This window comes from Empedobacter sp. UBA3475 (assembly GCF_002378465.1).
Classification (GTDB): Bacteria; Bacteroidota; Bacteroidia; order Flavobacteriales; family Weeksellaceae; genus Empedobacter; species Empedobacter falsenii_B.
Genome location: NZ_DFRA01000030.1, coordinates 44,487 through 65,776, shown reverse-complemented (window position 1 = coordinate 65,776; position 21,290 = coordinate 44,487). Strand labels below are relative to the sequence as shown.

Below are 21,290 nucleotides of genomic sequence, written 5' to 3'. Positions count from 1 at the left end.
AATTGAAACTAAATCAGGTGTTTCAATTCTTTTTTCAAACTATCTTCCCAAGTCGGAATATCAAATTGATAAACTTCTTTTATTTTCGATTTATCCAATAAACTATACGCAGGACGTTTCGCTTTTGTCGGATAAGCTGAAGTTGGAACAGGATTAATTTCGATTGTTGAATTAGACAATTCTTTAATTTTTTGCGCAAATTCAAACCAAGAACATTTTCCTTCATTCGAATAATTAAAAATTCCATAGGTTAAATCATCTTTCAAAATAATCGTTAAGATTACATCAGCCAAATCAATTGCATTTGTTGGCGAACCAATTTGATCTGCTACAACAGAGATCGAATCTTTGTCATTAAACAACCTAAGCATCGTTTTAACGAAATTATTTCCAAATCGAGAATAAACCCAAGCTGTGCGTAAAATAATCGTTTTAGAATTGTTTTCTAATGCTAAATTTTCGCCATCTAATTTTGTTTGACCATACACCCCTATAGGATTTGTTTGATCTGTTTCTAGACGAGGTTGAGCTTCAGTTCCATCAAATACATAATCTGTCGAAACGTGAATAAAAGGAATTCCTTTTTGATTCGTGATTTTTGCTAAAAATTCTGTTGCTTTTGCGTTTACTAAATAAGCATTCTCTTGATCATCTTCAGCTTTATCAACCGCTGTATAAGCTGCACAATTGACAACAAAATCGAATGATTTATCTTCGAAATAATGATTAATTAATTCTTCATTCGTAATATCTAATTCATTTCGAGTGACAAAAAAACATTCAATTTCCTTGTAGTTTTTTGATTGCTCTAAAATCGATTGACCTAACTGACCATTCGCTCCGGTAACTAAAATTCTTTTCATATATAAAAAAAGCCACTAAAATAGTGGCTTGAAGGTATTATTAATATCTTAAAATTATAATCCTAATTCTTTTTTAACGTCATTTAATAAGTCGTATCCTCCAGCTTTGTAAACTAAAACACCTGCAGGTAAAACATATTTAACTCCTTTTTTTGCAGCAGCAGCATTAATTGCATCCATTACTCTTTTCTCGATTGGATCCATTAAAGCTTTCTCTTTTGCTTGCATTTCATCTTGAGCAGCTTTTGCATACGTTTCGTATTTCTTTTGCATTTCTTGCTCTTTCTCTTGGTATTTGTTCGCTGCAATTAATTTTTGAGCCTCTTCTTGAGATTTACCAGCTAAATCTTTTTGAGCAGTTTCCATAAAAGTTTTATAGTCTGCTTGTAATTTTGCGATAGCATCTTCGTGTTTTTTACCTAATGCTTGTAAATCAGCCTCTGCTTTTTTGTAAGCTGGCATTGATTCAATTACTGCTTGCGTATCAATATGTGCAATTTCTTGAGCGAAAGATAAAACGCTTCCGAAAACCATCATTGTAAATACTGCTATCAATCTAATTTGTTTCATTTCTAGTCTAATTTGTTTTTTAAAATTTATTTTCTTGTTTTATTGCTACTATTACTAGTTTTATTATTTCCAGAAGTTGATGTTTTTGAATTATTTGGTTTCAACTCTGGTCTTAAAGTCATTAATACTTCTCTACTTATGTCAAACTTTGGATCTGTATAAATCATGATTAAATCACTTCCTTTATCAAATACAAAACCATATCCTCTTTTATCTGCAACTTCTTTTGTCGCATTATAAATTTGATCTTGTAAAGGCTTTACCATTGATCTTCTCAGATTAACTAAATCACCATTTGGTCCATAACGTTTATCTTGCAAAATTCTTACAGCCGCTACTTCATCAGCTAGCTTTTTCTCTTGCTCTTTCACCTGTTCTGCCGTTAATAAAATCTTTTCGGCTTCGAATTCGGCTTGTAATTTAGCTAAATTTTCTTGTTTTTGCTCAATTTCTTTTTGCCAAGACTCTGTTTGAGATTTTAATTTGTTTTGAGACGATGTATATTCTGGTAAATTTTCTAAAATATACTGACTGTCTACATAACAAAATCTTTGCGCAAAAGAGAAACTTGCTAATCCAAAGAACAACGCTATAAAACTAATCCATTTTTTCATATTTGTGGTGTGTTAATTCTAAAATTATGCCAAAATGTTCTAAGCAAATTTATTCAATTTATTAGAATTGTTGTCCAATAATAAAGTGAGTTTGCCATCCTGAGCGTTCTGTTTGTCCAAATCCTTTATCAAATCCATATCCGAAATCGAATCCTAATAAACCAAATGCTGGCATGTAAATACGAACACCTGCCCCTGCAGAACGTTTTAATTCAAACGGTTTAAATTCACTTGTATTGTTCCAAACGTTACCTCCTTCCGCAAAAGTTAATGCATAAATTTTAGCTGTTTGGCTCATTGTGATTGGATAACGCAATTCTAATGAATATTTATTATAAATCGTACCACCTCCTTCTGGCGTAATATCTCCTGTTTGTCCACCAGAATTTGTTGCATCTTCGTAACCTCTTAATGAAATAATCTCACGTCCATCGAAACGATTTTGTGTAAGACCTGTTCCTCCTAAGTAAAAACGTTCGAAAGGAATTGTTCCAATTTTACGGTTATATGTTCCTAAAACTCCAAACTCTCCACCGGCTTTTAAAACTAATTTACCAGTTAATTCTTTGTAGAAATATGCTTTAGCTTTGAATTTATAATATTCTAACCATTTGAATTTTTCTACATCAGACATGTTTGTATAGTCTTTGTTATTAAAAGCTGAATAAGGAAATGTTGTCGTAAACGATAAACTAATTTCTGATCCTGATTGTGGGAAAATAGGGTCTGGTCCAGCAGAATTACGTGTTAAACCTAATGTGTAGTTTAAGTTGTTTGACGAACCATTTTCATATTGCATATTACCAACAGACATCGCATAATTATCGAAGTTATATAACTGATAAGAAATTGAGTTTGATAAACGGAAATAATCATCTGGCCAAGTTAATAACTTAGTTAACCCAACTGAAGCTCCTAAGATATCCAATTTCGCTTTTTCTCCATAATTATCACGGTAATCATATTGCGAATAATAAAAAGACGTTGATAAAGCTGTAGGGCGTTTTCCTCCAATCCAAGGTTCAACAAATGATAAACTATAATTTTTATATCCGTTACCAGCTTGTGCTCTTAATGATAATTGTTGTCCATCTCCCATTGGAATTGGTTTCCAAGCTTTTTTATTGAAAAAATTCTTTAATGAGAAATTCCCGAAAGTTAATCCTAATGTACCAATGAAAGTCCCTGCACCATATCCTCCTTGTAATTCTACTTGAGAAGATGATTTTGGCGCAACTTTCCACTCCACATCAACTGTATTATTATCTTGATTTGGTTGAATATCTGGAACTATTTGCGTTGGTTCTAAGTATCCCAAAGAAGCTAACTCCATCATCGTACGCTTAATGTCCGATTTAGAGAATAAATCTCCTGGTTTAGTTCTTAACTCACGGTATAAAATATGATCGTGTGCTTCTGTATTACCGTTAATCGTTACTTTATTAAGTGTAGCTTGTGTACCTTCGAAAACTTTAATTTCAAGATCGATTGTATCATTTTTTACACTTTTTTCTACAGGAATAGCACGAGCAAACAAATACCCTCTATCCATATATAACGTAGAAATATCATCGTCTTTTTCTGATCCAGAAATCTTTTTGTTGATACCTACTGCGTCATAACGATCTCCTGTTTTGTAACCAAAAATTCGCTGTAACTGTTCAGAAGTATAAATTGAGTTTCCAGAAAACGTTACATCTCCTAAGAAATATGGTTTTCCTTCGTTAACTTTAATCTTAACCAATAAGTTTTTATCATCAACTTTTTCGATATTGTATGACTCAACTTTAGCATCTCTAAAACCAACAGATTTGTATTCTTCAACCAATGTTTTTAAATCTTCCTGGAATTTTTCAGGAATCATTTTAGATGACTTGAAGATATTGATAGATTTCTGTTTGGTATTTTTCATCCCTTTTTTACGTAAACGAGCAGCAGTTAAGTTTTCATTTCCTTCGAAAATGATTTTCTTAATCTTTACACGCTCTCCACGATTTACATTTAATGTAATGTTTTCTTCGTCTTCTTTACCAACAATTGGCTGACGTTCTACATTAATTGTTGTGTTAGGATAACCTTTTCCAGTATAATAATCTTTGATTTTATTATTTGTCGTATTGATTAAACTTTGTGTAATCTTAACACCTGGATTTAATTTATTTTGTTTGATTAAATCTTCGCGTTGCGATTTTTTCACACCATTAATCTTAATTTCTCCTAAACTAGGAACTGAAACCAAGGCAAGTTCTAATGTAACTTCGTTACCTTCTATTTTATCTACATACAAGTCGATGTCAGAGAAAATATTAGATCTCCATAATTTTTTTACAGCATTATTTACCTTCGTACCTGGTAATTCTATCTCTTCACCGATAGCAAAACCTGCATAACGGATAATTTGATTCTTAGAATATTTAGAGTCACCTGTTACAACGATATCTTTCAATTTGAAAGTTCGTGCATTGTTATAATCTAAGACAAAATTATCTTGTTGTGTTGAATCAATGGTTTTCGTAGAATCTACGACTTGCGCTTGTGCCATGTAAGCTCCAAGCATACACATTGTCCAAAAAATTTTCTTCATAATCCTCTATTTCAGTTCGATTAGTTCGTTAGTTGCTCGCTTATCTTACCAAATCTACGTTCTCGATTTTGGTAATTTAAAATTGCTTTATAAAATTCTTCCTCGTTAAAATCAGGCCACAAAACCTCTGTAAAATATAATTCTGCGTAAGCAATTTGCCACAACAAGAAATTACTAATTCTGGTTTCGCCACTTGTTCTAATCATAAGATCTACCATAGGTAAATCGTGTGTATATAAGTTTTGATGAACTAATTCTTCATTAAAATCATTGTCGGATATTTCTCCGTCTTTATATTTTTGCGCAATAGATTTCATCGCGTGTAATAGTTCTTCTTTCGAACCATAACTTAATGCTAATGTCAAAACACAAGCTGTGTTGTCTTTCGTTTTTTCTATTGCTTGAGTCAAATCTTTGAATGCTTTTTTTGGTAATTTTGATAAATCTCCAATCACATTCAAGCGAACTCCATTTTTGTGTAATTCATTTATTTCGTCCTTAATTGCAGAACTTAATAAAGTCATTAAAACATTGACTTCTAATTTTGGACGGTTCCAATTTTCAGTAGAAAATGCGTAAAGTGTAAGATGTTTTATACCTAATTTTCGACAAGTTTCGATTGAAGATCGTACAGCTCCCAAAGCACTTTTGTGTCCAAAAGTTCTTTCTTTACCGTTCTTCTTAGCCCATCTTCCGTTACCATCCATAATGATTGCAACGTGATTAGGTATATTATTTTTATCTATTTGTTCTACTAAACTAATTTCCATTCTTTTTAATCACAATAACAAGCAGGTCGACCAAAACTGTACGTTAAGGTAATTCCTGATAATACGTACCAATCTTTGTTTGATGTGTTTCCGTATACTCTTTTACTATATTCATCCGAAGGTATAACTCCATCAGCTACAGCATCAGTAAAATTTTGAGTAAATTTTCCTTTGTTGTAATCTATATAATCAACACTTGTATAACGAACACCTGTCTCAAAAGATAAAATCCAATTGTAATTGAATCTTACTTTATATCCAACCCCAAAAGGAATCGTTAAATCGGTATTATATTTTGTTTTTTCGATAATTACGTTGTTTGTCCCATCGTAATCATATTCTTTTCCTTTTGCCGAAAAAGCTCCAACTCCTACAAAAATATAAGGCGATTGCGCTTTTTCTTGATCATCATTGATATTAAAGAAATTATACTCAAACATCAATGATCCTTCTACAATATTATTTCGAAAATTTTTATTTCTTTCTAATTTGTAATACTCTTTCGAGCGGTGGTCACTTGCTCCAACTTTTGAATAAGAGATATTTGCTCTAAAACCCATTTGCGGATTTATATTAAAACGATACAATCCTCCTATGGAAATTGGTAAATAAATTTTCCCACCTGGCTCTGTTTTCGTAGGAAACGGATTGATGTAATTGGCTTTACCAATATCTCCAATCACATTTGCTCCACCAGCAAAAATTCCGAGTTCATGTCTTTGCGCAAAAGTTAATTGCGAAAAACATAGTATAAAAACAAACAAAAATACTCTCCTCATAAGTTGTGTTATTTTTTCGGCTTTTGCTTTTTATCTTCTTTTAAATTCGAACAAATATAAACAAAAGTCAATTCAACGTAACTGATTTAACAAAAATTAAGAAGATTTATTGTAAATTTTAATTCCTTTTATCTGAACCCCAAAGCATTTTTTCTCTCAAAGTTGTGAAATAAGTCGCGTCAATAGCTTCAACGATTAAGATTTTGAAGTCAGCTTTTTGTATCGTCAATTCGACGTCAGTTGTTAAAGGAAAGTTACGAGAATCCAACGAAAGGAAGTATTCATTAGCTCTACTACGTATTTTTAAGTCAATTTTTTCGTTTTCTGACACAATTAATGGACGTACATTTAGATTATGTGGCGCAACAGGTGTAATCACAAAATTTTGATTGGACGGATGAACAATTGGTCCTCCACAACTCAACGAATATCCTGTAGAACCTGTTGGCGTAGAAATAATCAATCCATCAGACCAAAAAGAATTTAGAAATTCATTGTTCAAATAGGCATCAACCGTAATCATACTCGTCGTTTCGCGGCGAACTACAGTTACTTCGTTTATCGCAAAATTATTTTCAATTTCTACACCATCACTTCTTTTCACTGTTAATAAAGTTCGTGGAATAATGTTATAATCATCATTGAAAAAACTATCCATTTGCTCCAACAATACACTTTTATTAATTGTTGCTAAAAAGCCTAAACGTCCAGTGTTTACGCCAATAATTGGAATATTAGAATCCTTAACAATTGTAGTTGCCGATAAGATTGTTCCATCTCCACCAAAACTGAATAAGAATTTGACCGATTTATCTAAATCATCATGTGAAGTATAGGTTTCTATATTCTCAGGTTCAAAATCAGTTGTTTCTTTTAAGATTTGAAGAAAATTTTGCTCAACACAAAAAGCAATTTCGTTCTGAACTAAATAATTAATAAATGGTGGAATAATATCCGTTAAAGACGTACTTGTTTTTTGTCCAAAAAGTGCAACTTTTATCATTAGGTATTCATGTATTTTAACAATTGTGCATAACGACTTTGCAGAAGTTCTTGTTTTTCGTCGTTATAAAATTTTTGAATCACTTGATATCCATAACGCTCAAATGTTTCGCCAATTGCCAATAAGTTCGATGAACTAAATTTCAGCAAAACATAAACGCTATCCTCCTTATTTCCAACAATCATCATTCCCAATATTTTTCCGTTATTCACTTCGATAATATTAGAAATCGCCGTCATCGATAAATCTTTTTCCGCAATCGAAACTAGCATCGAAACGCCTTGCGCAGCAACAAAAGGGAAATTTGCAAATGTGTTAATAATATCCATTTCCGTAATAAAACCCACATAGCGAGATTGTTCGTTAATAATCGGTAAGATATTCGCCTGATTCGTGTACATCATCTGAATTGCATCTAAAAGCGTACTCGATTCAGAAAGATAAAAACTCTCCAAATACAAAGTATAATCTACTTTTTCATCATCAATTGATAATTCAATCAAATCTTCTTCCGAGATATTTCCAACAAAATCTAACCCTTTAAACAAAGGTAAATGCGTCAATTTATTCTCTTGCACAACTTCCAAAAGCTGACTTGGAGAAGAATTAACTTTCCCTGGTTTTATCTCATTCGATAGATATTCGGTGATATACATGGCACAAATTTATATATTTTAATACATTAATTCTCTATTTTTAATGCTAATTCGGTTAAAATCATTGATTATTAATTGAAATTTAACCAATTTATTCTAAATTATTTAGTCAAAATATATTCCAAAATCTACTAATAATCAAAAAATAATGTGATTTACAATTTTTTAAAGCAAAACTCTTCCTCAAATTCAAAAAAGAATGGCTTAAATTTTGTAGGTTTGCAGTACCAATTTTAGCATTGAATGAAGAACCCATTATTTTATGCCAAAATCTTACTTTTTGGCGAATATGGAATTATTGAGAACTCGAAAGGATTAACAATTCCTTATAATTTTTACCAAGGTGCATTAAAATTTGAGCCTTCTGAAATTGCAGAATCATCAAATGCTCACTTGAAAAATTATGCAAAATTTTTGGAAGAAAATTTTGCTGATACTTTTGATACAAAATCTTTTTCGGAAGATGTTGCAAACGGAATGTACTTCGATTCTAACATTCCTCAAGGATATGGTGTAGGTAGTTCTGGCGCTTTGGTTGCTGCTATTTATGACAAATATGCGTTGAATAAAATTGATATCAATCAAAATCTGAACAAAGAAAAAATTAGTGAATTAAAAGCTCTTTTCGGTAATTTAGAATCTCATTTTCATGGAAAAAGTTCTGGAATTGATCCTTTGATTTGTTACATGAATATTCCTTTGTTAATTCAATCAAAAGATGATATCTCGACAATTGGTTTACCTTCTGCAAATGCTGACGGAAAAGGAGCTGTTTTCTTAATCAATTCTGGTACACCAGGAGAAACGGCACCAATGATTCATATTTTCTTTGAAAAAATGAAAAAAGAAGGTTTCCGTAAAACGTTGAAAGAAGAGTTTATTAAATACAACAATGCATGTATCGAAAACTTTGTGAAAGGTGAATACAATCCACTTTTTGCAAATCTTCAAAAATTGTCAGCTTGGGGTTATGAACATTTCAGACCAATGATTCCTCAAAAGTTAGTGAATGCTTGGAAAACTGGAATTGATACAGATACCTATTACCTAAAACTTTGTGGTTCTGGCGGAGGCGGTTATGTTCTTGGTTTTACACAAGATTATGACAAGGCGAAAAGCTACCTAAAAGACTTTCAGACCGAAGTTATTTACAAATTCTAAAAAAATAATTTATAAAAATATAATCAATGAACGTTCAGAAAATAATCTTAAAGGTTTTTGCATTATTTTCTGTTGTTCGTGGCTATAATTTAATTGTGCTTATTTTGGCACAATATCTTGCTGCGCTTTTTATTTTTGCGCCAGAAGTTGGTCATCGTCAATTGTTGACAAATCCAAAGTTGGACGGACTTATTCTTTGTTCGATACTTTGTGTGGCCGCGGGATATATTATCAATAATTTTTACGATTTAGAAAAAGACGAACTCAAACGTCCTTTACAAGTTTATCTTCAGAAACAAGTTTCGCAAGGCTTCAAACTAACCGTTTACATTGTTCTAAATTCTTTAGCGTTGATTATTGCAGCTTTAATTTCGTGGAAAGTTTTCATTTTCTTTTTGGTTTATCAATTTTTGGTTTGGTTTTATAGTCACAAAATCAATCGATTTGCATTGATCAAAAACTTTTACTTGGTTGTCATTCGCGTGATGCCATTTTTCGCCTTATTGGTTTATTTTGATCATTTCACCTTCAATTTGGCGTTGCATGCTACTTTCTTGACCATTTTATTATTGATTACTGATATTGTAAAAGATTTGAGTTCTCAAAAAGCAGATTTGATTTATAATTATGATTCAATTCCAATCAAATATGGAATAGATTTTACAAAAGTTTTGATTTCATGTTTAATTATTACAGAATTAATCATTGGAATTATTATCATTATGAAAAATGATGTTGGTGCGATGAAATACTTTTTTATTGCTGCAAATATCGCTTTCACAGTGATTTTATTTATAATTTGGAGAATAAAATCGACACAAGCATATAAGATTTTACATTATTTTTTTAAGGGAATGATTGTTGCGGGTGTATTTAGTATCGTATTAATCGAAATAAATCCCTTAACTTTGCAAACTATTGCGCAAAATTTTAATCAGCGCATAAATTAATCAAATTCAGATGAATAACAGACGAAATCAATCCAACGACAGAAATTCCCAAGGCGGGAACAATCGTGGAAAAGGTGGAGCAAGAGGAAATTCTTCTTCTAAACCATCTTCAGGGAAAGGAAAACCAACTTTTGGTGGAAAACCATCAGAAGAAGGAAAGAAAAGTTTTGGACCAAAGAAACCGTTTAACAAACCAGGTGAAAAACCATTTGTTAAAAGACTGAAAAAAGCACCAGTTGATGACGGGACTATTCGTTTAAATAAATATGTAGCGAATGCAGGGATTGCATCCAGAAGAGAGGCCGACGAGTTGATCAAAACTGGAATCGTTACAGTGAATGGTCAAGTGATTACTGAAATGGGTTATAAAGTACAACCCGATGATGAAGTTCGTTTCGATGGTCGTAAAATCTCTTCAGAGAAAAATGTATATTTTGTGTTGAATAAGCCAAAAGGTTTTATTTCAACATCAAATGATGAAAAAGGACGTAAAACTGTGATGGACTTAATGTCTACAGCAACTACAGCGAGAATTTTCCCAGTAGGACGCTTGGATAGACAAACAACAGGAGTTTTATTGTTTACAAATAATGGTTATTTAACTAAGAAATTAACGCATCCAAGTCATGATATCAAAAAAATATATCACGTTACATTGGACAAAAAGTTAACAGCAAATGATTTAGCTGACATCAAAAAAGGTGTTCGTTTAATTCCTGAAGGAATTGCAGTTGTTGACGAAATTTCTTTTATCGAAGGTAGACCGAAAAATGAAGTTGGTGTAGAATTACATATTGGTTGGAACCGCGTTGTACGTCGTATTTTCGAAACAAAAGGATACGAAGTAGAAGCGTTAGACCGCGTTTCTTTTGCAGGACTTACAAAGAAAACTTTACAAAGAGGTGATTTTAGAAGATTAACAGAATTAGAAGTTAACTTCTTGAAAATGTTATAATACCTCAGCTATAAAATTTAAAAACCACTTCGAAAGAAGTGGTTTTTTTATGTTTTAATCTTTCGAAACCTTGTTATTATAAGCTTCCATCATCTTTTTATTTGCTTCTTTCACAAAATCATCTTTCTCAATTTGTGTCATTTTCTGACCTTTTGTTGGAATTTTAATCACTTCGTTTTTAGATGCTTCTTTTATATTAATTGCTCTGAAAATCGTTTCATAACTCTCGTCTTTCATTGTTGTTACAGCTTTCAATTCTAAAATTAAACCTGGTAACCCATTGAAAAATATTGGTCCTCCTTTTGGTTGTAAAGTTGGCGCAAACCAAGCTTCTATCTTAGAATCTTTGTATTCGGTTATTGCTTTTTTTACTTTAATTCCCAACATTTCTTTTGATTCTCTACTAATTGTCCAAGTGTATTTAGGCAAATTATCTATTATTAAAATATTCTTGTTCACATAATTTCCTTCAATTTTATATTGTGAAGTTTTATAATCGATGTAAATATTATCATCAATTGTACTCATCGACATAGATGATTGATTTTGACTATTATCAATTCTTACAATTTCAGAAAAAAACGACTGATTTTCATTAAAAAGTAATTGATAGTATTTTGGTGTAGAATTGTTTTTATCTAATTCTGCCTTAAAAACAGGATCTTTTTCGTCAAAAAACATTTTATCATAGGTTTCATATTCTACTTTCCACAAATTTTGAGCAAATAGAAATGGAGAAAAAATCGTTAGAAAGAAGAGTAAAGCTTTTAATTTCATAGTTGATTAATTATGAACTAAATATAATAATTATTTACAATAAAAAAGCGATTCAAAATTGAATCGCTTTTGTAATATTGAGAATTATTTCTTTTCAGAATTTTTCCCTTTGTTTTTCACATATTTCTCTAACCATTGATCTTGTTCCCACAACATGTGAAGAATATTTTCTCTGGCTGCATATCCGTGAGATTCTTTTGGTAATAAAACCAAACGAGTTGTCGCTCCCAAACCTTTCAATGCATTGAAATAGCGCTCAGATTGCATCGGGAAAGTACCTGTATTATTATCTGCTTCACCATGAATTAATAACAATGGTGTTTTCATTTTATCTGCATTTTGGAAAGGCGCCATTGTGTTGTAAACATCTGGAGCTTCCCAATAATTACGTTGTTCAGATTGAAATCCAAAAGGCGTCAATGTACGGTTATAAGCACCTGAACGTGCGATACCTGCCGCAAATAAATTAGAATGTGTTAATAAATTTGCTGTCATAAATGCGCCATAAGAATGTCCACCAACCGCAACTCTTTCACGATCGATAAAACCTAATTTATCCACCGCATCAATCGCAGCTTTTGCATTGGCAACCAATTGAGGAACGAACGTATCATTTGGCTCCTCTTTTCCTTCTCCAATAATTGGGAAAGCCGCATCATCTAATACCGCATATCCTCTCAATGCCCAATAAATAGGACCTCCATAAGAAGGAGAAGTAAATTTATTTTCAGAAGTTGTAACCTGACCAGCCGTAGATGCATCTTTGAACTCACGAGGGTAAGCCCACATTAACATTGGCAACTTTTCCTTTTTCGTTTTATCGTAATTTGGCGGCAAATATAAAGTTCCTGATAATTCTACACCATCAGCACGTTTGTACGTAATTAATTCTTTCGAAATTTTGTTCATTGCCTCAAAAGGATTTTTTGTAAACGTTACTTGTTTTGGCTTTCCTCCTTTCTGAAAAATATTACGAACATATAAATTTGGATAATCTGTTTTCGATTGAATCTGTTCTAAAATGATCCCTTTCTTCGGATCGATAACTCGAGCAATCGCTTCTAGTTTATCTGATTTCTGTGCTCTCCATAAACGAGAAGTTTTTTGCGTTTTGATATCAAAATCATCTACAAAAGGTAAGATTCCTTCCGCAGAAACTCCTTCTCCAACTAACATCAATTTTCCTTTGTTAATTGCTAAAACATTGTAACCATAATCATTCATTTCAGTTACAAAACTTCCAGGATTATTGTAAGCATCTTGCGAGTTTCTACTAAAAAAGCGTATCGGTTCTTGATTTGGATTTGACGGATTGAACAAATAACTACTTTCGTTACGTGTATTATACCAAGCATCTCTCACAATCGCAACCTCATCATTCCCCCAAGTCACTCCTCTATAGCGATCTTTTACTTTTACCAACAACTCTTTATTCGCTGTAAATGGCGCCGTTACTTGATAAAGCGCATCGCGATATTCCGCAGGCTTGTTTGCATCACCACCATCTAAAGCCTCAACCCAATATAAAGTATTTGGTTTATCTGCTCTCCAATTCAAACCTCTTTTTCCCATAATCGTAGAAGAAAATCCTTTCGGAACAACTTCTTGTAACTCTTTATGATCAACTTCTTTTATTAATTTTCCGTTGATATCATACACAATATTGGTTGAAGGAAAACTATTGTACGTTACTAAATATGAAAAAGGTTTTTTGATTTCGTTCACCAAAACATATTGTCCATCTGGAGAAGTCGAAATATCTGTGTACATCGCAGCGTCTTTCCATTTCGATTTTGCACCTGTTTCGATATTTACTTTTACTAATTCAGAAATTGCTAATTGTTCGAAGTTAAACTCATCATTTTTATTTTGTAATAAATCTTGATAGGTTCTGTTTTGCGCTTCTTTTCCGTCAGCAACAGAAACTGTAGGTCCAGTTGCAATCGCATCTTTCGTGTCAATCAAAGCTTTTTTAGAAGCTGGAATTACATTCACAATTAATTCTGTATCTGAAATCCAATTGAAAGGACGACCTAAGTTTGCGTTTAATTTATCTTCATAAACTTTTGTTGCAGCTTGTGTTTTTACATCAACAATCCATAGTTCTACACCTTTATTTGTTGTATTTGTAACGGCAAATTTCGATTGAGAAGTGTTCCAAGATTGATTAGAAAAACGACCTTTTGCAGGTAAACCAGCAATCGTTTTTTCTTTTGAAGTTTTTAAATCAAAATAAGTAATTTTCTCGCTGAATGTTTCACGTGAATTAATATTTGTAACTGGATTAATTCGTAATCCTGCTAAACGTAATTCTTTTTCTGACAATTCATTAATCGTTTTATAACGACTTCTATAAGACAAAAATGCATTTTCTGCCTTGCGATCTGTACTAATTGAGGGTGGCATATCCGCGTCTGCCAATTGTAAAATTTCTTGCGGAGGCAATTGATAAGTAACATTTTCTTGCGCTTTTACCGACGCACCAAAAGTCATCGCTATAAAAAGCAACGAGTAAACAATTTTCTTCATGTGTTTTTAAGATTTTACTTTATAAAGATATTGAATCTTTGGTAAAATGACATGATAGAAGTTAGTTTTGACTAAAATGTATAAAAAAAGACGAAAAATATTCGTCTTTTGATTTTATCTTCTTTTACCAAATTTACCTCCTTTCGTATTTGTAGGTGGTTTACTTTTTCCTACTCTGGCTTGAGTTGTTGATTTTTTTACTGGCTTTTTAATTGATTTTCCTTTCGAATCTTTAAAATCTGGAGAAATTTCTTTTGTTTTTTTCGCTGATGATTTTTTTGATTTTGAAGCTGGTTTCTTTTCTTCGTGTTTTTCCGAATCTTTCGTCAAGCGATTGATTTCTGCTAATTCTTCTGCCGTTAAATCTCGATGTTGACCAATTCCTACATTCAACGTTAAATTCATAATTCGAACACGTTCTAATTTTTTTACACCATATCCAAAATATTCGCACATACGGCGAATCTGTCTATTCAAACCTTGGATTAATGTAATTTTGAAAACATTTGTACTTATTTTTTCGATCTTACATTTCTTCGTAACCTGATTAAGAATCGGAACACCTTTCGACATTCGTTCGCAAAATTCATCCGTAATTGGTTTATCAACGGTTACAATGTATTCTTTTTCGTGATTATTTCCAGCACGTAAAATCTTATTCACAATATCACCATCGCTTGTCAATAAAATCAATCCTTGCGAATCTTTATCTAAACGACCAATCGGAAAAATTCGTTCTCCAAACGAAAGAAAATCGATAATATTATCTGGATCTGTAGGATCTGTTGTACACGTAACGCCCACAGGTTTATTCAGCATAATATAAACCGCATGCTCCTTTTCGCGCGGTTCTATTTCGACACCTTTTACAGTCACCACATCATTTGGTCCTACAAATTGCCCAATTTTAGCAACTCGTCCATTAATTTGTACCAAACGATTTTCGATGTATTGATCTGCTTCACGACGCGAACAAAAACCACTATCGCTAATATATTTGTTTAAACGCAAAAAATTAGTTTCTTCCATACTTGCAAAGATAGTTTTTTATCGATTTGAAATATATTTTGACAAAATTCTTTATCATTCTGCAAAACGATGAAACTTATTTATCTTTACAAAACCAAAGATTTTGAGAAATGAAAAAAATATTTTTTTTGAAAACTTGCGATACGTGCAAACGTATTATGAAAGAGTTTGATTTTACAGGTTTTGATTTGCATGAAATAAAATCGACTGCGATAACAGCAGAAGAATTAGAAGAAATGAAGAATTTAGCTGGCAACTACGAAGCTCTATTTTCACGTCGTGCACAGAATTACAAAAAATTAGGATTGAAAGATCAACAGCTTTCTGAAGATGATATCAAAAATTATATTTTATCAGATTATACTTTCCTAAAACGTCCTGTCGTGGTAGATGGAGACAAAATTTTTATTGGGAATGAAAAGAAAAACTTAGAAGCACTTGGGCAATATTTGAAATAGAAATCACACATGAAAAAAACAATTTTATTGACTACACTTTTAATGAGCGCTAGTTTAATTGCTCAGAAAAAGAATGTCACAATGGAAGATGCTGTACTTGGATTATCGACGAATTTACGTATCGAAAATCTAAATCAAGTTCAATGGATTCCGAATCAAAATGCGTACACGCAAAATGTAAAAACATCATACGGAGAAGCTTTAATCAAGAAAGAAGTTCCATCTCTTAAAACTGATACAATTTTTAGAAGTTCTCAATTTGAGAATAAAAGAATTCCTTCTTTGAATTGGATCAATGATAAGCAAGCTTATTTTTCTACAAAAACAGGTTACAAAACAATTACAACTGCTGGTCAACAAAACGATTGGTTGAAATTACCTGAAAATGCAGAAAATATAGAATTTGACGCGACGAATAATCAAGTTGGATATGTAATTGACAACAATTTATTTTTTGTTGATAAATCTGGAAAAACACATCAAATTACCAAAGACGGAAAATATGAAATCGTGAATGGAAAATCGGTTCATCAAAATGAGTTTGGGATTCACAAAGGAATTTTCATCTCTCCAAAAGGGAATTTAGTTGCATTTTATAGAATGGATCAAACAGCGGTTACAGATTATCCAATTATCGATTGGTCTGTACAACCTGCTGTAAACAAAAATATCAAATATCCGTTTGCTGGAACAAAAAATCATACGGTTACGTTAGGTGTTTATAATCCAACCACTCAAAAAACGACTTTCTTAGAAACTCACCCAGAAGTAGATCATTATTTAACTTCGGTTACGTGGTCGCCAGACGAAAAACATATTTATATTGCTTTACTTTCTCGTAATCAAAAGCACATGGAATTGAATCAATATGATGCAGTTTCAGGGAAATTGATTAAAACATTATTCAAAGAAGATGATACAAAATATGTAGAACCTCAAAATGAATTACATTTTATTCCAGGAAAAAATAACGAGTTTGTTTGGTGGTCGCAACGCGATGGTTTTATGCATTTGTACCGATTCAATACGGAAGGAAAATTATTGAACCAAATCACAAAAGGAGATTGGATTGTAACGGATCTTGTTGGAGAAAATGCGAAGAAAAAAGAATTCTTAATCATGACAACAAAAGATTCTCCGAAAGATCGTCATTTATATGCGGTGAATTGGGAGAATGGAAAATTGCGTAAAATAACAACTGATGCTGGAACGCACAATGTTTCGGTTTCAACGAACGGAGAATATGCAATTGATAATTGGAGTAATGATAACACGCCTCGTAAAATTGATGTATTGGATGCAAACGGAAAATTCAAACAAAATATCTTAACTGCTCAAAATCCTTTGGCAAATTACAATACAGCGAAAGTTGAAAATGTAACGTTAAAAGCAGATGATGGAACAGATTTGTATGGAAAATTAATCTATCCAACAAACTTTGATTCTTCGAAAAAATATCCCGTTATCGTTTATTTATACAATGGTCCTCACGCGCAATTAATCACAAATCGTTTTCCTGCAACAGGAAATCTTTGGTACGATCATTTAGCGGAAAAAGGTTATGTTGTATTTACAATGGACGGACGCGGATCGGCGAATAGAGGTCTTAAATTTGAACAAGCGATTCACGGAAATGTAGCAACTACAGAAATGAATGACCAAATGAAAGGTGTTGATTTCTTGAAAACTTTGCCTTTCGTAGATGCGGAACGCATGGGAATTCATGGTTGGTCTTATGGTGGATTTATGACTACTTCTTTTATGTTACGTAAGCCTGATGTTTTCAAAGTTGGTGTTGCTGGTGGACCAGTTTTAGATTGGACACAATACGAAATTATGTACACAGAACGTTACATGGAATCGCCACAAGATAATCCTGAAGGTTTCAAAAACACGAATTTAATTAACCGTGTAAAAGACTTAAAAGGTAAATTATTGATGATTCACGGAGCGCAAGATAATGTGGTTGTTTGGCAACATTCGATTGATTTTATTCGCGAAGCAGTGAAAAATGGTATGCAAATGGATTATTTTGTTTATCCTGGACATGAGCATAATGTTCGTGGAAAAGATCGCGTTCATTTGATGCAAAAAATTACAGATTACTTCGATTTATATCTTAAACCAGAAGGTACATCTCAAAAATAATAGTCAACAAAAAACCACTTCTTATGAAGTGGTTTTTTATATTTTATGATGTGATGCTAAAACGGGTTCAGTATGAAAATTTAGAACAAATTTACTTCTTTGTAAACTCAAACTTTTGTCCAGCTTCTTCTACAGAAAATGTCTTTTTATCTTTTGCAAAAGTCAACTCCAAACCGCCTTGTTCATTCACAAATTTACTATCACCTTGATAATCTAATGGAATAGTTTGTCCACCAAAAACTAATTTCAATTTATCGTTTTCAGCTTTCAACACAAATTCTGAATTAATTTGTTTATTCGTAAATGTACCTTCGTATTCTTTTGGATTAACCTTTTCAACAGGTTTTGCATCCGCCATATTGAATGTATTATTCTTCAAATCAATATCTGGTAAAGCTCCATTTGGATCCAATTTAATCATCGAAACTTCTTTTGTTGAAGGCACTTTGAATGTCCATTCTGTATTACGTTTCCAAACTTCAATCGGTAATTTAACTTCTTGAGAAGTCCCATCTTTAAAGTTCACTTGAACAGTAGTTGGCATTGGTAATTGTCCAAAATTTTCAACTTTCAAAATCAAGCCTTTTTTGTAATCTCCATCTACATATTTTGCACTGTTAATTCCTTGATCAATTGTCCATTTATTCAAAAACCAACCTCTCCAAAACCAAGATAATTCTTCTCCTGAAACATTTTCCATCGTGCGGAAAAAATCTTCTGGCGTTGGATGTTTATATGCCCAATATTTGATGTATTGGCGCAATGCTTTATCGAATTTTTCTTCACCCAAAATTGTTTCACGCAAAACTTTCATTCCTGCACCTGGCTTATAATACAACAATGCACCGATATTTCTTTCGCGCATATTATCTGGTTGAGTCGTTACAGGCTCAAGATTATCGCTGAATAAATAACCCGCCATTCGTTGTGCAGATTGCTTTTTGTAATATTCGCCATTGTTGAAATTCTTCGTCGAAATATCATTGATAAACGTATTAAAACCTTCGTCCATCCAACCATGAACACGCTCATTAGAACCAACAATCATCGGGAACCAAATATGTCCAAATTCGTGATCTGTAACACCCCAAAGTCCTTCACCTTTCGAAGTCATATGACAAAAAACAATCCCAGGATATTCCATTCCACCCTCATTTCCTGCCACATTTGTCGCCGCTGGATAAGGATACTCTAACCATTGTTTCGAGTAATGCTCAATAGAAGCTTTTGTATATTCTGTCGATCTTCCCCAAGCATCATTACCGTCACTTTCTACTGGATAAGCCGAAATTGCCAACGATTTTTGACCACTTGGAAGATTAATTTTTGCTGCATCTAAGATGAACGAAGATGATGAAGCCCAAGCAAAATCACGTGTATTCTGAATTTTAAATTTCCACGTTTTTGTTCCTTTTGCAACTTTTGTCGCTTTGTTTACCTCATCAGCAGAACGAATAATAACGGTTTTATCACTCGCTTTTGCTTTGTTCCAACGATTCACTTCTTCTTTCGAGTAGACTTCGTTTTCATTCAATAATTCTCCTGAACCAACCACATAATGCGTAGACGGAACTGTAATATTTGCTGTTACATCTCCATATTCCAGATAAAATTCTCCTGGTCCTAAGTATGGTAATGTATTCCATCCCATGATGTCATCGTAAACCGCCATGCGAGGAAACCATTGCGCCATCGTAAAAATCTTTCCATTTTTAGTTGGTTCTACACCCATTCTATCGGCTCCATAATCTGGTGAAACAAATGAATATTCGATTTTTATTTTTGTTTTTCCTCCACGAGCTTTCAAATGATTAATCAAATCAATTTGCATGCGTGTATCCGAAACAGTGTATTTCGCTTCTTTTCCGTCTATTTGAACAGATTTAATTTTATAACCTCCTTCAAATTCAGAAGTTGAATCACCATAACGGCTTCCAGAAATCGGTAATAAAGCACTTCCTCGAGATTCTTTTTTGAATAAATTTTGATCCAATTGTAACCACAAAAAGTCTAAATCATCAAAACTATTGTTGGTATATGTAATTTCAGATGTTCCCGAAATTTCATTTTTTTCTTCATTCAAACTAACATTCAGATTATAATCTGCACGATTTTGCCAATAATTATGACCTGGTTTTCCACTCGCCGAACGAGTTTCTGTTGCATTATTCTGATAAAAAAATGGTTTGAAAGCTTCTTGATAATCGTATTTTGGTTTTTCTTGTTGACCAAAAACCGAAATCGAGAATAAACTTATTCCTAAAAGTAAGGGTTTGAAATAATTTTTCTTCATGTGTGAAATTTTACAGTAATTATAAAATTACCTCATATTTTTCAATACGAGGTAATTTCAACTTTATAATTATTCTAAAATTTTAGTTTGAAGCTTTTTAAATTCTTCTGGTGTTAATTTTTAGGTTGATTATAAGGTAAAGCAAGTAATAAATTTCAGTTTTTTCATTCTAATATTTTGATTAGATGAAATTAACATATTTGTACGCAATAAAAAAACTCATCCAAAAAAGATGAGTTTTCTATATTTTATTAATTTTTCTGAAAATTATTTCTTGTTTGCATAAAGAACTGGATTCAAATCCTCGTCATTATACATTTTCATTTGTTTATACACTTTCATGTATTTTTTACCTGCTTCAAAATCAGCCAACAATTCTTCAATCGCTGTTGATAAATCTTGATGTTGTTGATTCAAAACATCTAATTTCACTTGACAAGCTGCTTTATGCTCCGGTGTTGCATCCTCACGTTCTACCTCTTGTTTCATGTGATAAACCTTAAGCGATAAAATAGAAAAACGGTCTACAGCCCACGCAGGAGATTCTGTATTGTAAGTTGCATCTGCTTTTACTTCTACATTCGCATATTGTTGTAAAAACCAGCTATCCACATATTCTACCATATCTGTACGTTCTTGGTTTGATTTATCAATCCAACGTTTTAAGCTTAATGCTTCTACTGGATCAATTTGTGGATCACGAATAATATCTTCTAAATGCCATTGAACTGTATCAATCCAATTTTTTTTGTACAATAAATGAGCGATTAAATCTTCTTCGCTATATGGATTTTCGATTTGACGATTTACATCATCATATTTGTGATAATCATTGATACTTTGATTAAAAATAGACCAAGCTTTATCTGTGAATTTCATGTTTTGTTTTAGTTTATAAAATAAAAGCATTGTAATTGTATACGCAACTACAATGCTCTATTATCTAATTAAAAATATATTTTAATTTTCTTTTTTGTCAGAAGTACTTTCAGTAGCTTCTGATTTGTTATCATCTTTTGTTGCTTTCTTGAATTCGTTTAATCCAGAACCTAATCCTTTCATTAATTCAGGAATTTTCTTTCCTCCGAATAATAATAACACAACAAGTACGATTACGATCCATTCTTTACCTCCTAATCCCATACTGAATT

19 protein-coding genes are annotated in these 21,290 nt (G+C 32.4%); 5 read left to right on the top strand and 14 right to left on the bottom strand.

The genetic code is table 11. The features are described 5' to 3' along the window. Positions 1-8 precede the first annotated feature (8 nt). The 8 genes from rfbD to B3I31_RS06520 form a co-directional block, all read right to left on the bottom strand. Positions 9-863, bottom strand: coding sequence for a dTDP-4-dehydrorhamnose reductase (gene rfbD, locus B3I31_RS06555; RefSeq protein ID WP_038334743.1), 855 nt, complete (start codon positions 861-863; stop codon positions 9-11). 54 nt (positions 864-917) lie between these two features. Continuing rightward, positions 918-1,433 (bottom strand): OmpH family outer membrane protein, encoded by a 516-nt coding sequence (locus B3I31_RS06550; RefSeq protein ID WP_114998374.1) that lies wholly within the window; start codon positions 1,431-1,433, stop codon positions 918-920. Positions 1,434-1,459: 26 nt separating this feature from the next. Beyond that, positions 1,460-2,047, bottom strand: coding sequence for an OmpH family outer membrane protein (locus B3I31_RS06545; protein ID WP_286495463.1), 588 nt, complete (start codon positions 2,045-2,047; stop codon positions 1,460-1,462). A 61-nt stretch (positions 2,048-2,108) separates the two neighbouring features. After that, positions 2,109-4,631, bottom strand: a complete 2,523-nt coding sequence (gene bamA, locus B3I31_RS06540; RefSeq protein ID WP_286495464.1) for an outer membrane protein assembly factor BamA — start codon at positions 4,629-4,631, stop codon at positions 2,109-2,111. Between the two features lie 20 nt (positions 4,632-4,651). Continuing rightward, positions 4,652-5,395, bottom strand: coding sequence for an isoprenyl transferase (locus B3I31_RS06535; protein WP_221854130.1), 744 nt, complete (start codon positions 5,393-5,395; stop codon positions 4,652-4,654). An 11-nt stretch (positions 5,396-5,406) separates the two neighbouring features. Continuing rightward, entirely contained in the window at positions 5,407-6,180 is a 774-nt protein-coding gene (locus B3I31_RS06530; RefSeq protein WP_180905649.1) for a DUF6089 family protein, read from the bottom strand. Positions 6,181-6,298: 118 nt separating this feature from the next. Next, positions 6,299-7,183, bottom strand: a complete 885-nt coding sequence (locus tag B3I31_RS06525) for an NAD kinase (RefSeq protein WP_291059431.1) — start codon at positions 7,181-7,183, stop codon at positions 6,299-6,301. Beyond that, positions 7,183-7,839 (bottom strand): HPP family protein, encoded by a 657-nt coding sequence (locus B3I31_RS06520; protein ID WP_291059433.1) that lies wholly within the window; start codon positions 7,837-7,839, stop codon positions 7,183-7,185. Before B3I31_RS06520 ends, B3I31_RS06525 begins: the two co-directional genes overlap by 1 nt. Positions 7,840-8,082: 243 nt before the next feature. Between B3I31_RS06520 and B3I31_RS06515 the strand changes: the two genes are divergently transcribed. From B3I31_RS06515 to B3I31_RS06505, 3 genes are read left to right on the top strand one after another with little or no spacing between them, the layout of a single operon-like run. Next, positions 8,083-9,000, top strand: coding sequence for a mevalonate kinase family protein (locus B3I31_RS06515; RefSeq protein WP_038334712.1), 918 nt, complete (start codon positions 8,083-8,085; stop codon positions 8,998-9,000). A gap of 26 nt (positions 9,001-9,026) precedes the next feature. Next, the gene (locus B3I31_RS06510; RefSeq protein WP_291059436.1) at positions 9,027-9,950 is read left to right on the top strand and encodes a geranylgeranylglycerol-phosphate geranylgeranyltransferase; all 924 of its coding nucleotides are present in this window, start codon (positions 9,027-9,029) and stop codon (positions 9,948-9,950) included. Positions 9,951-9,960: 10 nt separating this feature from the next. Next, positions 9,961-10,905: a pseudouridine synthase gene (locus B3I31_RS06505; RefSeq protein WP_291059437.1), complete on the top strand. Its 945-nt coding sequence runs from the start codon at positions 9,961-9,963 to the stop codon at positions 10,903-10,905. A gap of 54 nt (positions 10,906-10,959) precedes the next feature. On the opposite strand, the gene B3I31_RS06500 is transcribed toward B3I31_RS06505, so the two are convergent. The 3 genes from B3I31_RS06500 to rluF all read right to left on the bottom strand — a co-directional run bounded on the left by B3I31_RS06500 (position 10,960) and on the right by rluF (position 15,240). Continuing rightward, complete coding sequence (locus B3I31_RS06500; protein WP_291059439.1) at positions 10,960-11,682, bottom strand: GLPGLI family protein; 723 nt, start codon at positions 11,680-11,682, stop codon at positions 10,960-10,962. 84 nt (positions 11,683-11,766) lie between these two features. Beyond that, a complete protein-coding gene (locus tag B3I31_RS06495) occupies positions 11,767-14,211 on the bottom strand; it encodes an alpha/beta hydrolase family protein (RefSeq protein WP_291046205.1) in 2,445 nt (814 codons plus the stop codon). 114 nt (positions 14,212-14,325) lie between these two features. Further along, complete coding sequence (gene rluF, locus B3I31_RS06490) at positions 14,326-15,240, bottom strand: 23S rRNA pseudouridine(2604) synthase RluF (protein ID WP_038334704.1); 915 nt, start codon at positions 15,238-15,240, stop codon at positions 14,326-14,328. Between the two features lie 110 nt (positions 15,241-15,350). Here rluF and B3I31_RS06485 point away from each other — a divergent pair, with 110 nt between their 5' ends. Beyond that, complete coding sequence (locus B3I31_RS06485) at positions 15,351-15,698, top strand: arsenate reductase family protein (RefSeq protein ID WP_038334703.1); 348 nt, start codon at positions 15,351-15,353, stop codon at positions 15,696-15,698. 9 nt (positions 15,699-15,707) lie between these two features. Then, positions 15,708-17,846 (top strand): S9 family peptidase, encoded by a 2,139-nt coding sequence (locus tag B3I31_RS06480; RefSeq protein WP_291046197.1) that lies wholly within the window; start codon positions 15,708-15,710, stop codon positions 17,844-17,846. Positions 17,847-17,937: 91 nt separating this feature from the next. Here B3I31_RS06480 and B3I31_RS06475 read toward each other — a convergent pair whose 3' ends face one another. The 3 genes from B3I31_RS06475 to tatA all read right to left on the bottom strand — a co-directional run bounded on the left by B3I31_RS06475 (position 17,938) and on the right by tatA (position 21,282). Then, on the bottom strand, positions 17,938-20,139 hold the full coding sequence (locus tag B3I31_RS06475) for a M1 family metallopeptidase (protein ID WP_221854110.1): 2,202 nt from the start codon (positions 20,137-20,139) through the stop codon (positions 17,938-17,940). 267 nt (positions 20,140-20,406) lie between these two features. Next, positions 20,407-21,018: a DUF4254 domain-containing protein gene (locus B3I31_RS06470; protein ID WP_114998393.1), complete on the bottom strand. Its 612-nt coding sequence runs from the start codon at positions 21,016-21,018 to the stop codon at positions 20,407-20,409. An 81-nt stretch (positions 21,019-21,099) separates the two neighbouring features. Next, positions 21,100-21,282, bottom strand: coding sequence for a twin-arginine translocase TatA/TatE family subunit (gene tatA / locus B3I31_RS06465; RefSeq protein ID WP_038336575.1), 183 nt, complete (start codon positions 21,280-21,282; stop codon positions 21,100-21,102). Positions 21,283-21,290: the final 8 nt, after the last annotated feature.

Excerpts from the sequence above, each read along its gene's own strand:
- B3I31_RS06505 (WP_291059437.1), top strand. The coding sequence starts at position 9,961 with ATGAATAACAGACGAAATCAATCCAACGACAGAAATTCCCAAGGCGGG.
- B3I31_RS06510 (WP_291059436.1), top strand. The coding sequence starts at position 9,027 with ATGAACGTTCAGAAAATAATCTTAAAGGTTTTTGCATTATTTTCTGTT.
- bamA (WP_286495464.1), bottom strand. The coding sequence starts at position 4,631 with ATGAAGAAAATTTTTTGGACAATGTGTATGCTTGGAGCTTACATGGCA.
- B3I31_RS06550 (WP_114998374.1), bottom strand. The coding sequence starts at position 1,433 with ATGAAACAAATTAGATTGATAGCAGTATTTACAATGATGGTTTTCGGA.
- B3I31_RS06480 (WP_291046197.1), top strand. The coding sequence starts at position 15,708 with ATGAAAAAAACAATTTTATTGACTACACTTTTAATGAGCGCTAGTTTA.
- B3I31_RS06500 (WP_291059439.1), bottom strand. The coding sequence starts at position 11,682 with ATGAAATTAAAAGCTTTACTCTTCTTTCTAACGATTTTTTCTCCATTT.
- B3I31_RS06470 (WP_114998393.1), bottom strand. The coding sequence starts at position 21,018 with ATGAAATTCACAGATAAAGCTTGGTCTATTTTTAATCAAAGTATCAAT.
- B3I31_RS06515 (WP_038334712.1), top strand. The coding sequence starts at position 8,083 with ATGAAGAACCCATTATTTTATGCCAAAATCTTACTTTTTGGCGAATAT.
- rluF (WP_038334704.1), bottom strand. The coding sequence starts at position 15,240 with ATGGAAGAAACTAATTTTTTGCGTTTAAACAAATATATTAGCGATAGT.
- B3I31_RS06525 (WP_291059431.1), bottom strand. The coding sequence starts at position 7,183 with ATGATAAAAGTTGCACTTTTTGGACAAAAAACAAGTACGTCTTTAACG.
- rfbD (WP_038334743.1), bottom strand. The coding sequence starts at position 863 with ATGAAAAGAATTTTAGTTACCGGAGCGAATGGTCAGTTAGGTCAATCG.
- B3I31_RS06545 (WP_286495463.1), bottom strand. The coding sequence starts at position 2,047 with ATGAAAAAATGGATTAGTTTTATAGCGTTGTTCTTTGGATTAGCAAGT.
- B3I31_RS06475 (WP_221854110.1), bottom strand. The coding sequence starts at position 20,139 with ATGAAGAAAAATTATTTCAAACCCTTACTTTTAGGAATAAGTTTATTC.
- tatA (WP_038336575.1), bottom strand. The coding sequence starts at position 21,282 with ATGGGATTAGGAGGTAAAGAATGGATCGTAATCGTACTTGTTGTGTTA.
- B3I31_RS06530 (WP_180905649.1), bottom strand. The coding sequence starts at position 6,180 with ATGAGGAGAGTATTTTTGTTTGTTTTTATACTATGTTTTTCGCAATTA.
- B3I31_RS06485 (WP_038334703.1), top strand. The coding sequence starts at position 15,351 with ATGAAAAAAATATTTTTTTTGAAAACTTGCGATACGTGCAAACGTATT.
- B3I31_RS06495 (WP_291046205.1), bottom strand. The coding sequence starts at position 14,211 with ATGAAGAAAATTGTTTACTCGTTGCTTTTTATAGCGATGACTTTTGGT.
- B3I31_RS06520 (WP_291059433.1), bottom strand. The coding sequence starts at position 7,839 with ATGTATATCACCGAATATCTATCGAATGAGATAAAACCAGGGAAAGTT.